Source organism: Lentzea sp. NPDC004782 (assembly GCF_040609115.1).
GTDB lineage: Bacteria > Actinomycetota > Actinomycetes > Mycobacteriales > Pseudonocardiaceae > Lentzea.
In genome coordinates this window covers 16807-32441 of the sequence record NZ_JBEXJN010000057.1, presented here as the reverse complement: position 1 = coordinate 32441, position 15635 = coordinate 16807, and the positions used below count along the sequence as shown (strand labels likewise).

The following is a 15635-nucleotide window of genomic DNA, read 5'->3' as shown; positions in this document are numbered from 1 at the left end:
GGATGAAGGGCGCCTTCATCGACGTCAGGTGGATGAAGGCGCCCTTCATCCACGGCAAAGGCCCGGTACTTGCAGACGCCGAAAACCAGCTGGCCCGCAGGCGCGGCGGGTCGGGTGTGGTTGACGGCGATTCGATCAAGACCCCCTTCAACGATGAAACGAGGGTTTCGATGTTCACCAGTCCACCTCCGCGCCGACGGGTCAGAACGGCGCTGGCCGCTCTGACCGCCGGGCTCACCGCGGCCACTCTCACGATCTCCCCCACGACCGCCACCGCGGCGGCGAGCACGCTCGGGGCAGCGGCGGCCCAGAGCGGCCGCTACTTCGGTGCCGCGATCTCCGCGAGCCACCTCGGCGACTCGGCGTACGTGAACACCTGGGGCACGGAGTTCAACGGCGTCACGCCCGAGAACGAGATGAAGTGGGACACCGTCGAGCCCAACCGCAACCAGTTCAACTTCGGTCCCGCCGACCAGATCGTGAGCCAGGCGCGCAGCCGCGGCATGTCGATCCGCGGCCACACGTTCGTGTGGTACCAGCAGATCCCCGGCTGGGTGAACAACCTGAACGGCGACGACCTGCGCGCGGCCATCGCCAACCACATCAACCAGGTGGCCGGTCACTGGAAGGGCCAGATCTACGCCTGGGACGTGGTGAACGAGGCGTTCGAGGAGAACGGCACCCGCCGCCAGTGGTTCGTGCAGCAACGGCTCGGCGACGGCTACATGGAGGACGCGTTCCGCACCGCCCGCGCGGCCGACCCCAACGCGAAGCTCTGCTACAACGACTACAACACCGACGGCATCAACGCGAAGAGCACCGGCATCTACAACATGGTGCGCGACTTCAAGTCCCGCGGCGTGCCGATCGACTGCGTCGGCTTCCAGACCCACCTCGGCCAGGGCGCGAACCTGAGCAGCTACCAGGCGAACCTGCAGCGGTTCGCCGACCTCGGCGTCGACGTGCAGATCACGGAGCTCGACGTCGGCGGCTCCGGTTCCGCGCAGGCCGAGACCTACCGGACGGTGGTGAAGGCATGCATGGCGGTGAGCCGTTGCACGGGGATCACCCCGTGGGGCATCACGGACAAGTACTCGTGGCGGTCGGGCGACACCCCGTTGCTGTTCGACGGCAACTACAACAAGAAGCAGGCGTACACCGCAGTGCTCGACGCGCTGAACGGCGGCGGCGGTGGTGGCGGCAATGGCACGCTGCGCTCCGTCTCCGCGGGCAAGTGCCTGGACGTGCCGAACTCGTCGACCTCCCCTGGCACCCAGTTGCAGATCTGGGACTGCGGCAGCGGAACGGGCCAGCAGTGGGTGCGCTCGACGGCCGGTGAGATCACGGTCTACACCGGCGACTCGAAGCGATGCCTGGACACGTCCGGCACGGGTTCCGGCGCGTCGGCGACCATCGCGAACTGCGGCGGCGGCAACAACCAGAAGTGGAACGTCAACAGCAACGGCACGATCACGAACGTCCAATCAGGACTGTGCCTCGACGTCTACGGCCGCGGCACCGCCAACGGCACCAAGGTCATCGTGTGGACCTGCAACGGTGGCACAAACCAGCAGTGGACCGGTCTGAAGGACCCGGGCCCGGGTCCCGGTCCCGGCCCGCTGCCGTCGCGGTTCACGTGGAGCTCCAGCCAGCAGCTGATCGCGCCGAAGTCCGACGCCACGCACAACATCGCGGGCATCAAGGACCCGTCGGTGGTGTACCACGACGGCAAGTGGCACGTCTTCGCGAGCGTGGCGAACGCCGCCGGTTACAACATGGTGTACCTGAGCTTCACAGACTGGGCGCAGGCGAGCGCGGCACCGCACTTCTACCTCGACCGGTCGGGCATCGGCACCGGCTACCGGGCGGCGCCCGAGGTGTTCTTCTTCGCGCCGCAGAACCTCTGGTACCTCGTCTACCAGGACGGCAACGCCGCCTACTCCACCAACCCGGACATCAGCAACCCGGCCGGGTGGAGCGCGCCGAAGCACTTCTACACCGACATGCCGAAGATCATCAGGGACAACATCGGCAGCGGTTACTGGGTCGACATGTGGGTCATCTGCGACGCGACCGACTGCCACCTGTTCTCCTCCGACGACAACGGTCACCTCTACCGGTCGCAGACGCCGATCGGGAACTTCCCGAACGGCATGAGCGAGCCGGTCATCGCCGCGCAGGACTCCAACAAGTACGCGCTGTTCGAGGCGTCCAACGTGTACAAGGTGGACGGTGCGAACCAGTACGCGCTGATCGTCGAGGCGATCGGCTCGCAGGGCAGGTACTTCCGGTCCTGGACGTCGAGCAGCATCGCCGGGCCGTGGACGGCGCTGGCGGACACCGAGAGCTCGCCGCTGGCGGGCGCGGCCAACGTCACGTTCCCCGCGGGTGCGTGGACGAAGGACATCAGCCACGGCGAGATGATCCGGTCCGGCCGCGACCAGACGCTGACCATCAGCCCCTGCAACATGCGGTACCTGTACCAGGGACGTGACCCCAACTCCGGTGGCGACTACAACAGCCTGCCGTGGCGGCTCGGCCTGCTCACCCAGACCAACTCCCCGTGCTGACGGGCAAGGAGAACACGTTGTCCAACGCACCAGACGAGCGTTCGTCGGTCCGCCGCCGCACCGTGCTCGGCGGCGGGCTGGCGGCGCTCGCCGCCCCGGCACTCGCCAGGACCGCCGCAGCCGAACCCGCCGTGCCCGCGCCGGCGGCGGGCACGGTCGAGGCCGCGGCGTGGACCGATCCGCCCAACGGCTATCCCGAGTGGAACAACAACATCGGGATCTTCCAGGTCAACGCGCAGCCCCCACACGCCACGCTCATGCCGTACGCCGATCTCCAGCAGGCGCTCGCGGCCGACCGCGCGGACTCGCCGTTCCGGCTGGACCTGACCGGCACCTGGAAGTTCAAGCACGTCACCAAACCCGCGGACCGCGACCTGAACTTCTGGCGCACCGACTACGACGACAGCGCCTGGGCCAGTCTGCCGGTGCCGGCGAACTGGCAGCTGCACGGCTACGACAACCCGATCTACGTCAACATCACCTATCCGTGGTGGGGTGCCAACGGCCAGAACGAGAACGCGCAGCCGCCGTTCGCGCCGACCCGGGTGAACCCGGTCGGCCAGTACCGCAGGACGTTCACGCTCCCGCCCGCGTGGCAGGGCCGGCGCGTGCACGTCCACTTCGAGGGCGTGAAGTCCGGGTTCTACCTGTGGGTCAACGGCACCAAGGTGGGCTACCGCGAGGGCTCGTACACACCGGCGGAGTTCGACATCACCGACCAGGTCAAGGCGGGGTCCAACCTGGTCGCGGTCGAGGTGTACCGGTTCCCGGACGGGGACTGGATGGAGGACCAGGACATGATCCGGCTGGCCGGGATCTTCCGGCCGGTCTTCCTCTACTCGCTGCCGCCGGTGCACCTGCGCGACTTCACCATCACCACGCCGTTGCGGGACAACTACACCAACGCCGACCTCGCGGTCGCGGTGGTCCTGCGCAACGGCGGCGGCCAGCAGCCGGGCACGTTCACCGTGGAAACCCAGGTGTACGACCAGAACAAGCAACCGGTGTGGCCGGAACCGTTGCGGACAGCCGTGAACTCGCCCTCCACCGGCCAGGAGGCCACCGCGCGCGGCTCGAAAGCCGTGCCGGGGCCGCGGCTCTGGTCCGCCGAGCACCCGAACCTCTACACCGCGGTGCTGACGCTGAAGGACCCGGCGGGCACGGTGATCCAGACCGTGTCCGCGCGGGTCGGCTTCCGCGAGTTCGCCATCAAGGACGGGCTGATGCGGATCAACGGCCAGCCGGTGTCGTTGCGGGGCACCAACCGGCACGAGATGCACCCCGAGCGCGGTGCCGCCCTGACCCGTGAGGACATGATCCGCGACATCACGGTGATGAAGCAGATCAACATCAACTCGGTCCGCACGTCGCACTACCCCAACAACCCCGTGTGGTACGACCTCGCCGACGAGTACGGCCTCTACGTCCTGGACGAGGTGAACCTGGAGACGCACGGCGTCCGCGACAACTACCCCGACTCCAAGCCGGACTGGACCGCGGCCGTGCTCGACCGGGCGGCCCAGATGGTGCACCGGGACAAGAACCACCCCTCGGTGGTCATCTGGTCGCTCGGCAACGAGGCGGGCGGCGGCAGCAACTTCGTCGCGATGCGGGACTGGATCCGCGCGGCCGACCCCACCCGGATCATCCAGTACGAGGGCGACAACCGGCCCCAGGTCAGCGACATCCGGTCCGCGATGTACGAAAGCCCCGCCGGGGTGGCGAACCGGGCGAGGGACACGGGCGACCGGCGCCCGTACGTGATGATCGAGTACTCCCACAGCATGGGCAACTCGACCGGCAACTTCAAGGAGTACTGGGACGTCATCAGGGCCAACCCGATCCTGCAGGGCGGCTGGATCTGGGACTTCGTCGACCAGGGCCTGAACTGGAAGACCTCGTCCGGCGCCGCGTACGTGTCCTACGGCGGCGACTGGGGCGACAACCCGAACGACGGCAACTTCTGCGCCAACGGCATCGTCACCGCCGACCGGCGGATCAGCGGCAAGGCCGTCGAGGTCAAGCAGGTCTACCAGGCGATCAACGTCGCCGCCGCCGGTGCCGCCGGAGCCGTCCGGATCACCAACGAGTACCTGTTCACCAACGTCAACGAGTTCACCGGCGCCTGGGCCCTGGTCGCCGACGGCACGGTCGTCCAAAGTGGAGAGCTGACCGCGGCACAGCTCGACATCCCACCGCTGTCGAACAAGACCGTGCAGGTCCCGGTCCAGCGCCCGGCCAGTCCGGCACCGGGCGAGGAGCACTTCCTGCAGCTGTCGTTCCGGCTGAAGGCGGCGACGCCGTGGGCCGACGCGGGCTTCGAGGTGGCCAAGCAGCAGCTGCCGGTGAACTTCGACAGCCCGCCGGTCGTGCCGACGCCGGTCACGTCGGTGCCGGTGGTGACCGCGACCGAGTCCGCCGACCGCATCACCGTCACCGGCCAGGACTTCAGCGTGGTCATCGCCAAGGCGACCGGCCTGATCACCTCCTACGACGCGATGGGCGTGCGGCTGCTGAACTCCGGTCCCGTGCCGAACTTCTGGCGGGCACCGACGGACAACGACAACGGCAACGGCCACCCGAACCGCAACGGCACGTGGCGCAACGCCGGCGCGAACCGCACGGTGAGCCGCGTGACGCTGGACCGCCCGTCCGACCGGGCGGCGCGGATCACCGTCAGCGGCACCCTGCCGACCAGCACCGCGTCGACGTTCAGCACGACCTACACGATCTACGGCAACGGCGAGATCAAGGTCGACAACACCCTGCACCCCGGGTCGTCGAGCCTGCCCTACATCCCCGAGGTGGGCACGATGCTGTTCGTGCCGGGCGAGCTCTCCCGGTTGCGCTACTACGGCCGCGGCCCGCACGAGAACCACTGGGACCGCAAGACCGGCTCCGACGTCGGCGTGTACTCGTCAACCGTCGCCGAGCAGTGGACCGGGTACATCCGGCCGCAGGAGAACGGCAACAAGACCGACGTCCGCTGGGTCGCCCTGGTCAACGGCAGCGGCCGCGGCCTGCTCGCGTACGGCGACCAGCCGCTGGAGGTGAACGCGTCCTACTTCACCCCCGAGGACCTCTCGAAGGGGGCGCGGCACGACTACCAGCTGACCCGGCGCCAGGACGTGGTGCTGCGGCTGAACCTGCGCCAGACCGGCGTCGGCGGCAACGACAGCTGGGGCGCCCAGCCCCTCGACACCTACAAGCTGTTCCCCAACCGGGACTACAGCTACACCTACCGGTTGAAGCCGCTGCCCGACCTCGCGCAGGCGCTGGCGCTGTCCCGCGCGCCCGTCGGCACCGCGGGCGGCGGCACGGGTCCGGTGCAGCCGGGGGTGGACTACCGGATCGTCGCCCAGCACAGCAACAAGCTGGTCGACATCAACGGCGCGTCCACCGCCGCCGGTGCCGCCGCGATCCAGTGGACGGCCACGGGCGGGCAGAACCAGGTGTTCGACTTCCTGGACTCCGGCGGCGGCTACTACCGGATCCGGGCGCGGCACAGCGGCCTGGTGCTGCAGGTCGCGAGCTCGAGCACCGGCGCGGACATCACCCAGCAGACCGACACGGGCGCACCGAGCCAGCAGTGGCAGGTGGCTGACCAGGGCCTCGGCGCGGTCAGCCTGGTGAACCGGCAGAGCGGCCTCGCCATGGACGTGTGGGAGGCCTCGACCGCGGACGGTGCGCGCATTTCGCAGTGGACCGCGGGGACTGGGCTCAACCAGCGGTTCGCGCTCCAGCGGGTCTGACGCGGGGTTGCCGGTCGGCCGGGTGACACCGGCCGGCCGACAGCTCGCCGGGCAGCGTGTGCTTGACGCACCGTGACGACCATTCGCCCCATTTTCGCACCTCCGTCGCATTTGTCCGATTAACGAGCGACGTCAACCGTCAAGAGCGCTGAACCGCTTCACACCAACGGCGGGCAAGCAGGCGCAACGATCTTCCTTACGTTGGATGGCGGAACCCGGAGGCTCCATTCTTCGCACCCTGCAAGCGAGGAGAACCATGTTCAGGAAAGTCGTCCTGTCCGTCGCGCTCGCCGCGGCCACGACCGTCGTCACACCCCTGACCGGCCAGGCGTCGGCCGCCGAGGCCCCGCCCAGCGCGGCGGCGGTCACCGTCTACTACGACACCAGCAGCGCACCCACGTTCGCGAGCGCCATCCGGCAAGGCGCGGCGAACTGGAACGCGCGGGTGACCAACGTGAAACTGGTGGAGAACCGCAGCGCGGCCACTCTGCGCTACCGCGAGGGCAACGACCCGCGCGGCTCGTACGCCTCAACCAACGGCCACGGCAGCGGCACCATTTTCATCGACTACACGCAGGCGCGGCAGTACTACGTCACCCGCATCACCGCTCACGAGACCGGGCACGCCCTCGGCCTGCCCGACCACTACAGCGGCCCGTGCTCGGAGCTGATGTCGGGCGGCGGTCCGGGCCCGTCGTGCACCGTCGCCTCGCCGAACGCCACCGAGGTGGCCCGGGTTAACTCCCTGTGGGCCAACGGGTTCGCCGGCACCTACGAGTGGAAGGTGATCTACGAGCAGATCCCCGTCCACTCCTGAGCGCGCATGACCGCGAGGCCCGGGTTTCCTGTGGACCCGGGCCTCGCCCGTACCCGGCGGTCGCGTACGGGCACAGGCCAGGCGTGTGCGGGCAGTGGCGCTCACCCAGCCGCACGAGAGGAGTGAGGCAAGCTCGCGAAGGTCTCCTCCACCCAGTCGGCGACGAAGTCCCGGACGTGCGGCAGGTGGTCCAGTCCGATGTGTTCCGCGCCGCCCTCGGCGGCGGTGAAGATCCGCAGCTCGCGCTTGGGGCTGTTGACCGCCTGGTCGTGGGAGCGGTGCGCGTAGGCGAGAGGGATCTGCCTGTCGTTCTCGCCGTGGCAGATCAGGAACGGCACGGTGATCTTCTCCACGACTCCGTCGAGGCGCACGTCGTCGGCGTAGGTGAGGAAGGAGTCGAGGTCGTCGAAACCCCACACCCACAGGACGTGTTCCCAGTAGTGCGGGACCGGCCGCTCACCCTCGCGTTCGACGCGGCGGCGCTGCACCTCGCCCCAGTCGTGGTTGGCGCCCCAGGCGACGACGAGCGCGAGGCGCTTCTCGAACGCGGCCGCCCGTGGGGCGTAGTACCCGCCGAGCGACCAGCCGGCCAGGCCGATTCGCCGCGGGTCCACGTCGTCGCGGGTCTCCAGGTGGTCGACGCACGCGGCGGCCCACACCTCCGTCTCGATCCGTGACGTCAGGCCGCCCAGGCGCAGCGCCTCGCCGGAGCCGGGGGTGTCGACCATGAGCGTCGAGATGCCGCGTGCGGCGAGCTCGTCGGAGATCCCGGACAGGTAGATGTGCTCCTTCGTGCTGTCCAGGCCGTTCCACATGATCATCACGGGCGCCGGGCCGTGGTCGGCCGCGGGCGCCTTGGTGAAGTACGCGGGCAGGGTGGTGCCCTCGAAGGGGATGGAGACCCGGCTGGTGCGGGGATCCGCCAGAGCGAAGGACTTCTGCATGAGGTCGAGACACCGCTCGTAGGTGGCGATGCGATCGGTGGAGGACGCGCTTTGCATGCGTTCGGCCTGCACCAGGTAGTTCGTCGCCCGCGCGTAGAGGCGGCCCGCGTTGCGGGTCCGGCCGGCCTTCTCGGCTGCCTCCGCCTGGCCGACCAGCGTGTCGGCCAGCTGTGTCCAGGCCTGGAGGAACTCGGCGGTGCCCGCGTCCTCACCGCGCCCGGCGGCCTCGCGGATCGGCCGGCAGGCGCGGTCCACCTCGTCGATCAGGCCGCCGCTGTTGAGCGTGGCCACGACGCTCAGGTTCCACACGTAGTTGCCGGGGAAGTACTCGAACACGGTTTGGTCCTTTCAGGGGCGGAGGGCGTCGCTGATCGACTTCACGCCGCCGTGGGCGGTCAGGCCGCCGTCGACGGGGATCTCGGCGCCGGTGATGAACGAGGCGTCGTCGCTGATGAGGAACACCACCAGCGGCGCGACCTCGTCAGCGGATCCGGTGCGGCCCAACGGTGTCTCGGCGATGTTCGCGTCGCGGAACGCCGGGGACGCCGACGCGGTCATGGGTGTCTCGATGTAGCCGGGATGCACGGCGTTCACGCGGACGCCGCGACCACCGAGCTCCAGGCAGGCGCTTTTCGCCAGTCCTCGCACGGCCCACTTGCTGGTGGTGTAGGCGAGCGGGTAGTGCCCGGTCAGCGCCGCCGCCGAGCCGACGGTGACGATCGAGCCGCCCGTGCTCATCAGCGGCAGCACGGACTGGACGGCCAGCAGCACGCCGCCGACGTTGATCTCGTGGACGCGGGCGAGGTCCGCCGGATCGACCTCGCCCAGCCGCGCGCGCAGGGTGATGCCCGCGCTGGTGACCAGGCCGTCGATCCGCCCGTACCGCCGGGCGGCGTGGGCGACGAGATCGGACCAGCCGTCCCGGTCGGTGACGTCGAGCCGGTGGAAGTCCACACCGGACTCGTCGGCGAGGTCGAGGCCGACGCCGATCACCTCGGCGCCCTCCGCGACGAGCAGACGTGCCGCTGCCGCGCCCAGTCCGCTACCGGCACCGGTGACGAGCACGACCTTCCCGGCCACCCGGCCCGTCACCGGGCACGCGTCCGGGGACGGGCAGCGCGGACCGGCGGCAGTTCGATCCCGGGCACGACCCGGTTGCGGATGGTCCCGATGCCCTCGACGGTCATCTCGACGACGTCACCCGGCCGCAGCGCCGGCGGGTCCTGCTCACCGCGCCTGCCCCACAGCTCGGCGAGGCAGCCGCCGTTGCCGCAGGTGCCCGACCCGAGCACGTCCCCGGCGCGGACCCACGTGCCGCGGGAGGCGTAGGAGACCAGTTCCGCGAAGGGCCACCCCATGTTCGACAGCACGTCGTGGCCGATCTCGACGCCGTTGACCGAAACCCGCATGTCCAGCGCGAGAAAGCCGTCCTCGTCGTGGAACGGCGCGAGTTCGTCGGCCGTCACGAGCCACGGGCCGAGCGTGGTGGCGGAGTCCTTTCCCTTGGCCGGGCCGAGGCCGACCTTCATCTCGCGGCGTTGCAGGTCCCTGGCGGACCAGTCGTTGAACACGGTGTAGCCGAAGATCGCGTCACGGGCCTGGGCGGGCGTCAAAGAAGACCCGTCACGGCCGACGACCGCCGCCACCTCCAGTTCGAAGTCGAGCAGCCGCGAGCCCGGCGGTACCGGAACGTCGTCGTGGGCGCCGATGAGCGCGTAGGGGTTGGTGAAGTAGAACGTCGGCGCTTCGTACCACTCCGCGGGCACGCCGGTGCCGCCGGACACGCTCGCGACGACGCCTTCCACGTGCTCCTCGAACGCCACGAAGTCCCGGACGGTGGGCGGTGCCAGCGGCGGCAGGAGCCGGACCCGGTCAAGCGGTGTGGGTGGACCGGTGAGCGCCGCGGTGCCGGCGGCCAGTGCCGCCGGCAGTCCGGCGCGGACGAGGTCGAGGACGGTGGTGCCGGAAGGCAGGGTGTGCAGGCCGTCGTCCGAGACAACGCCCGCGTGCACCGAGCCGTCCAGTTGGCAGGTGGCGAAACGCATCGGGGGTCCTCACACGGGCGGGGCGACGAACAGGCCCTTGTCGGGGTCGTTGAAGGACTTCTGCGCGACGAACTCGTTCATCGCGTTGGCCGTGCCCCACTGGTCGGAGACCTCGGGCCGGCTGAAGTCGTAGAGGTGCGGGTGCCAGGTGTCCTCGTCGACCTCGTCCAGCTCGGTCGTGTACTCGACGGTGTTGCCGTGCGGGTCGAGGAAGTAGCTGAAGGTGTTGTTGCCGGCCAGATGCCGGCCGGGACCCCAGATCTTCTCCACGCCGGCCCGCAGCAGACGGCCGGTGCCGCGCATGTACTCGTCGAGGCCGCGCAGCTCGAAGGACGCGTGGTGCAGCGACGGGTGCGGACCGCGGGCGACGGCCATGCTGTGGTGCCACGAGTTCACCCGCAGGAACCACATCATCTCGCCCATCCGCGGATGCATCAGCGTGTCGGACAGCCGGAAGCCGAGGTGGCGCTCGTAGAACGCGACGGTTCCTTCCGGGTCGGCGGAGTTGACGACCACATGCGACAGTCGCACCGGGACGGACTCGCCCTCCTCGACCTTGCGGTGCCTGCGGATCGCGACGTCGGCACTGACCTCGACGGTGCGGCCCTCGTTGTCGAAGAAGCGGAATCCGTAGCCGCCGCCGGGGGTCTGCAGCACGCCCGGCTCGCTGACGAGCGTGACGCCCGCGACGGCCAGCCGGAAGGCGAGGGCGTCGACGTCGGCAGCGCTCGCGGCACCGAAGGCGATCAGGTCGATGCGTTTGTCGGCGGCCTGGCGCAGCCGGACCACGTACTGCTCAGGAGAGCCTTCGGCGGCCAGGAAAGAGATGCCGGTGTCGCCGTGCTCGGCGGTGAGTCCCCACGCGCCGGTGAAGAAGTCCTGCTGCCGGGCGAGGTCGGGCACGGCGAGGTCGACGTGCCTCAGGTGGGTGATCAGGCGGTCGGTCACGGTGGTTCCTCCGGGGGAAGTCAGGCCGGCTGGGAGACGAGGGCACCGATGCGGTGGACGAGGCCGGGGACGTCGCCCTGCTCGTGGTCGAGCAGCCACTGGGCGATCTGGTTCGACGCCGCCACGACCTCCGCGGCGCGGGCGTGGCGGCGCGCGGTGAACGCGTCCCACAGGTCGTCGTCCAGGACGTCGTGGCCGATCAGCAGCTCGGCCAGCACCGCCGCGTCCTCCAGCGCCTGGGCGCCGCCCTGCGCGAGGGTGGGCGGGCAGGAGTGGGCGGCGTCGCCGATGAGCACGACCCGGCCGCGGTGCCACGGTGCAGGCAGCAGGTGGGTCTCGAAGCCGGTGTAGTTGACCCGGCTCGGATCGGTGAGCGTGGACCGGATCTCGTCCCACGGTCCGTGGTAGGCCGCGGCGAGGTCACGCACCCGCGCCAGCCGCTGTTCCGCTGTCAGTCCACTGTGGTCACCGGCGTCCTCGACGACGTAGGCGTAGAGCGAGTTCTCCCCGGTCGGGGTGTAGCCCGCGAGGTAGCACGGCCCGCCGTAGAACAGGTCGGTGCGGGTCACGCTCGCCGGGCGGGGACCGAACACCCGCCAGATCCCCATGCCGTTCGGCTCCGGTTCGAGCTCGATGCCGAGCATCCGGCGGGTCGCCGAACGGATGCCGTCGGCACCGACCACGAGGTCGTACCGGCTCGTCGAGCCGTCGGTGAGGGTGACGCCGACACCGGTGCCGTCCTGTTCCAGCCCGGTCGCGGTGAGCCCGGAACGCGTCTTCACACCGGTCGCGGCCGCCTGGTCCAGCAGAATCCGCGCCAGCAGCGGACGGGGCAGGCCCAGCGTGGCAGGCAGGTCGGGACCACCGCTGCGCACGTCCGGGAACTCGACGAGCAGGGTGCCGTCGCGGTCGGGTGCGCGCAGACCGAGACTGTTGTACGCGAACCCCGCCCTGCTGACGCGGCCCCACACCCCCAGTTGGCGCAACACGCGCAAGGCGTTGCCCTGCAACGTGATTCCGGAACCGATGGCGGCGATGTCGGGCTTGACCTCGATGAGATCGACGGCCACGCCGTGTCGCGCGAGCTGGATCGCCGTGGCCGTCCCGGCGAGACCACCGCCGATCACGAGCACGTTGTTCACCGCGGGCATGAGGACTCCTTCGTCCGTGCGGTCTACTTGACTGCGATGGGGGCGACCGGGGCGCCGACCGCGCCCGTCACCGGAAGCGGGGCGGCGGTCAGCCAGAAGTCGTGGACCCCGTCCACCGCGCAGTCCGCGGCGAGCGCGTCGAGGTCCCACATCTCCCCCAGGAACAGGCCGATGTGCGGGATCGCCACCTGGTGCAGCGGCTGGAACGCGCCGTCGAACTCGTTGGGCCTCACCTCGAGGCCCCACGTGTCGGTCGCGATCCCGGCGATCTCGGTGCGGTGCAACCAGTCCAGCGTGGTGAAGGACAGGCCCGGCGAGTCGCCGCCCGCGTAGTCGCCCCAGCCCTCCCGCCTGGCCCTGGTCAGCCGTCCCGTCCGCACCAGCACGAGGTCACCTCGGCCGACCCGCGCGCTGGGCCCGTGTGCCGCGATGGTGGCTTCCAGGTGCTCGGCGGTGATGGCGAGGCCGTCGGGCAGCTCACCGTCCACACCGGACACACGACCGACGTCCAGCAGCACGCCGCGGCCCGCGATCAGCCCGGCCGTGGTCTCGATGCCGGTGATCCGGTCGCCCTCGCTGGTCACGACGTCACCGGCACGGCGGCCGTTGTAGGCCAGCCCGTGGTCGAAGATGTGGCCGAGGCCGTCCCACTGCGTCGAGGCCTGCAACGGCATGAAGATCACGTCGTCGGCGCCGCCGATGCCGTGCGGGAAGCCCTGCGTGCCGCGCTCGGCGTCCACGCCCGTGTCGAGCATGGTGTGCACGGGGTTGGTGCGCCGCCGCCAGCCCCGCTGCGGGCCGTTGCCGTCGAACCGCTGGGCCAGCGAGAAACTGGCACCCCTGCGGACGAGCGCCGCGCCTTCCCTGCGCTTGGCGTCGGTGAGGAAGTTCAGGGTGCCCAGGACGTCGCCGGCGCCCCAGCGGCCCCAGTTGGAGCACCGCTTGGCCGCTGCCGCGATCGCGCCCTCGGGATCGTTCCGGTCCATGACCAGACGATCGCGGTCACGGCGCGCATCAGGGAAGCCGAATTCGTCTATGCGCGGTATCACTGCCGTTGATACCGTTCCGGTCGTGAACCTCGCGCGCCTCGACCTGAACCTGCTGGTGGCGCTGGACGCGCTGCTGCAGCAGCGCAGCGTCACCCGTGCCGCCGAACAGATGGGACTCAGCCAGCCGGCGGTGTCGGCCCAGCTCGCCCGCCTGCGCCGGCACTTCCACGACGACCTGCTGGCGCGGGCGGGCAACCAGTACCGGCTCACCCCGCTCGCGATCCAGCTCAAGGAACGCGTGCGGGCGGTGCTGTCCGGTGCGGAGCGGGTCTTCGCCGCCGAGCCGGACTTCGACCGCGCGTCGTCGACCCGCGAGTTCTCCGTGCTGATCAGTGACTACGCGGTGGCCACCCTCGGTTCGGCGGTGGCACGGCTGCTCGCGGACGAGGCACCGGGCACCCGGCTGCGGATGATCTCCAACACCACCAGCCTGGTCGACGACGCCGCCAGGACGCTGGTCAACGCCGATCTCATGGTCATCCCGCACGGGTTCGTCGAGGACCTGCCCCACCACGACCTCTACCGCGACGAGTGGGTGTGTCTCGTCGCGGCCGGCAACGACGAGGTCGGCGACGCCCTCACCGTCGAGCAGCTGGCGACCATGCCGTGGGTGGTCACCTACCACGGGCCCACCGCGTACACGCCGGCCGTGCGGCAGATGCGCATGTCCGGTGTCGAGCCGCACATCCAGGTGGTCACCGAGACGTTCCTGACCGTGCCGGGCCTGGTCCGCGACACCGGCCGGATCGCCCTGCTCCAGCGGCGGCTGGCGGACCGCGTCCCCGGCGAGCTCGGCGTGCGCGTGCTGCCGTGCCCGGTCGAGATCAGTCCGCTGGTGGAGGCCATGTGGTGGCATCCCATGCACGACGACGACCCCGAACACCGTTACCTGCGCGACCTTTTCGTGCGCGCGACCGCGAGCACGATCGGCGACGAGATCCACATCGACGGCACGGATGGTCCACTTAGGCAGAAGTGATTTCCCCGCCGGTGCACGGCTGCCGACACTTCGGCGTGACGCAGGTCATCGAGGACCTGCGCCCACACCCCCGGAGATGCCCGTGTCGGACCACACGCTTTCCGCGCACCCCGTCGCCGCGTCTGTCCAGGACCCGGCCACCGGCCAGAACCCGGCTACCGGCAGGCCCGCCGGTACCGCCCAAGCCGTGGTGCTCCTGCTGTCCAGCTGTCTGTCGGTGCTCGGCGCGGTGCTGCTCGCACCCGTTCTCCCCGCCATCCAGAACGCCTTCGCCGACACCCCCGGCGTCGCCACGCTCACGCCCGTCGTGCTGACCGTGCCCGCCCTCGTCATCGGTCTCACCGCGCCTCTGGCCGGTCGCATCGTCGACCGCCTCGGGCGCAAGCGGCTGCTCGTCGGTGCCCTGCTCGTCTACGCCGTCGTCGGCACCGCGCCGCTGTGGCTGGCTTCCCTGCCGCTCATCGTCGCCAGCCGCGTGCTGGTCGGCCTGACCGAGGCCGCGATCATGACCTGCTGCACGACCCTGCTCGCCGACTACTTCCACGGCACCCGGCGTCAGCGCTACTTCGGGCTCCAGGTCGTGTGCACCACCGTCGCGGCGACCGTGTTCTTCGCCGTGGGAGGGCTGCTCGGCGCGAGCGGGTGGCGCACCCCGTTCTGGCTCTACGCGGTCAGCTTGCCGCTCGCGTTCCTGGCCGCCCGCCACATCTGGCAGCCGCCCGCCCAGTCGCGAGCGACGCTGCCCGCACTGCCGTGGCGGACGCTGCTCGTCCCGGTCGGCGTCAGCGGAATCGGTGGGCTCGTGTTCTACGTCCTCATCGTCGAACTGTCCTATGTGCTCGATCGCATCGGTGTCACGTCCACCGCCACCATCGGCGCGGTCAGCGCCATCGGCTCGCTGGCCACCGCGATCGCCGCCGCCGTGTACGCCCGCGTCGCCCGCTTCGGCCCGGCGATCATCGTCCCGGCCGCGTTCGTCCTGTGCGGGCTCGGAATCCTCGGCCTCGCACTCGCCGGCACCGTGCCGATGGTCGCCGTCAGCGCCGTGATCGCCGGGCTGGGCAACGGCCTGATGCTCCCCGCTCTGCTCACCTGGGCGCTGGGCTCCCTGACCTTCGCACAACGCGGCAGGGGAACGGGAATCTGGACCTCGGCCGTGTTCATCGGCCAATTCGCCTGCCCGCTCGCCGTGCTGGCTCTCGCCGGCGCCCTCAGTGGCCTGTCCGCGGCCCTGCTCGCGGTGGGAGCCGTCGCCCTTTTCGTGGCCCTCGGCGTCCGGTTCCTCCGCATCGCCTGACGGTGCGGTGGATGTCGGCTCGACCGACGCCGGTTTCTTCGTTCGACTGCCGCACCCATCCGGACCCATGTCCATTCCCCGGC

11 protein-coding genes are annotated in these 15635 nt (G+C 70.2%); 5 read left to right on the top strand and 6 right to left on the bottom strand.

Annotated elements, in window-relative coordinates; all coding sequences use genetic code 11:
• Positions 1-170: 170 nt before the first annotated feature.
• The 3 genes from ABZV40_RS37030 to ABZV40_RS37020 all read left to right on the top strand — a co-directional run bounded on the left by ABZV40_RS37030 (position 171) and on the right by ABZV40_RS37020 (position 7139).
• Positions 171-2570: a non-reducing end alpha-L-arabinofuranosidase family hydrolase gene (locus ABZV40_RS37030; protein ID WP_355452773.1), complete on the top strand. Its 2400-nt coding sequence runs from the start codon at positions 171-173 to the stop codon at positions 2568-2570.
• A 17-nt stretch (positions 2571-2587) separates the two neighbouring features.
• Positions 2588-6322, top strand: coding sequence for a glycoside hydrolase family 2 TIM barrel-domain containing protein (locus ABZV40_RS37025; protein ID WP_355452770.1), 3735 nt, complete (start codon positions 2588-2590; stop codon positions 6320-6322).
• A gap of 256 nt (positions 6323-6578) precedes the next feature.
• A complete protein-coding gene (locus ABZV40_RS37020; RefSeq protein ID WP_355452767.1) occupies positions 6579-7139 on the top strand; it encodes a snapalysin family zinc-dependent metalloprotease in 561 nt (186 codons plus the stop codon).
• A gap of 101 nt (positions 7140-7240) precedes the next feature.
• Here ABZV40_RS37020 and ABZV40_RS37015 read toward each other — a convergent pair whose 3' ends face one another.
• The 6 genes from ABZV40_RS37015 to ABZV40_RS36990 are packed head-to-tail and all read right to left on the bottom strand — an operon-like array spanning position 7241 to position 13213.
• Positions 7241-8419 (bottom strand): alpha/beta fold hydrolase, encoded by a 1179-nt coding sequence (locus tag ABZV40_RS37015; RefSeq protein WP_355452764.1) that lies wholly within the window; start codon positions 8417-8419, stop codon positions 7241-7243.
• Positions 8420-8431: 12 nt separating this feature from the next.
• Complete coding sequence (locus tag ABZV40_RS37010) at positions 8432-9175, bottom strand: SDR family oxidoreductase (protein WP_355452761.1); 744 nt, start codon at positions 9173-9175, stop codon at positions 8432-8434.
• The gene (locus tag ABZV40_RS37005) at positions 9172-10128 is read right to left on the bottom strand and encodes a fumarylacetoacetate hydrolase family protein (protein WP_355452758.1); all 957 of its coding nucleotides are present in this window, start codon (positions 10126-10128) and stop codon (positions 9172-9174) included. The genes ABZV40_RS37010 and ABZV40_RS37005 overlap by 4 nt, the downstream gene beginning before the upstream one ends.
• Positions 10129-10137: 9 nt before the next feature.
• Entirely contained in the window at positions 10138-11076 is a 939-nt protein-coding gene (locus tag ABZV40_RS37000) for a VOC family protein (RefSeq protein WP_355452755.1), read from the bottom strand.
• A 20-nt stretch (positions 11077-11096) separates the two neighbouring features.
• Complete coding sequence (locus tag ABZV40_RS36995; RefSeq protein WP_355452752.1) at positions 11097-12227, bottom strand: FAD-dependent oxidoreductase; 1131 nt, start codon at positions 12225-12227, stop codon at positions 11097-11099.
• Positions 12228-12250: 23 nt separating this feature from the next.
• A complete protein-coding gene (locus ABZV40_RS36990; RefSeq protein WP_355452750.1) occupies positions 12251-13213 on the bottom strand; it encodes a cyclase family protein in 963 nt (320 codons plus the stop codon).
• Positions 13214-13298: 85 nt separating this feature from the next.
• Between ABZV40_RS36990 and ABZV40_RS36985 the strand changes: the two genes are divergently transcribed.
• Positions 13299-14255 carry a LysR family transcriptional regulator gene (locus tag ABZV40_RS36985; protein ID WP_355452747.1) on the top strand — a complete coding sequence of 319 codons (957 nt, stop codon included), beginning with the start codon at positions 13299-13301 and terminating at the stop codon, positions 14253-14255.
• A gap of 82 nt (positions 14256-14337) precedes the next feature.
• Complete coding sequence (locus tag ABZV40_RS36980) at positions 14338-15552, top strand: MFS transporter (RefSeq protein WP_355452744.1); 1215 nt, start codon at positions 14338-14340, stop codon at positions 15550-15552.
• Positions 15553-15635 lie beyond the last annotated feature (83 nt).

What these genes read in the sequence shown, in the direction of transcription:
- ABZV40_RS37030 (WP_355452773.1), top strand. Translation starts at nt 171, where the DNA reads ATGTTCACCAGTCCACCTCCGCGCCGACGGGTCAGAACGGCGCTGGCC.
- ABZV40_RS37020 (WP_355452767.1), top strand. Translation starts at nt 6,579, where the DNA reads ATGTTCAGGAAAGTCGTCCTGTCCGTCGCGCTCGCCGCGGCCACGACC.
- ABZV40_RS37005 (WP_355452758.1), bottom strand. Translation starts at nt 10,128, where the DNA reads ATGCGTTTCGCCACCTGCCAACTGGACGGCTCGGTGCACGCGGGCGTT.
- ABZV40_RS36995 (WP_355452752.1), bottom strand. Translation starts at nt 12,227, where the DNA reads ATGCCCGCGGTGAACAACGTGCTCGTGATCGGCGGTGGTCTCGCCGGG.
- ABZV40_RS36990 (WP_355452750.1), bottom strand. Translation starts at nt 13,213, where the DNA reads ATGGACCGGAACGATCCCGAGGGCGCGATCGCGGCAGCGGCCAAGCGG.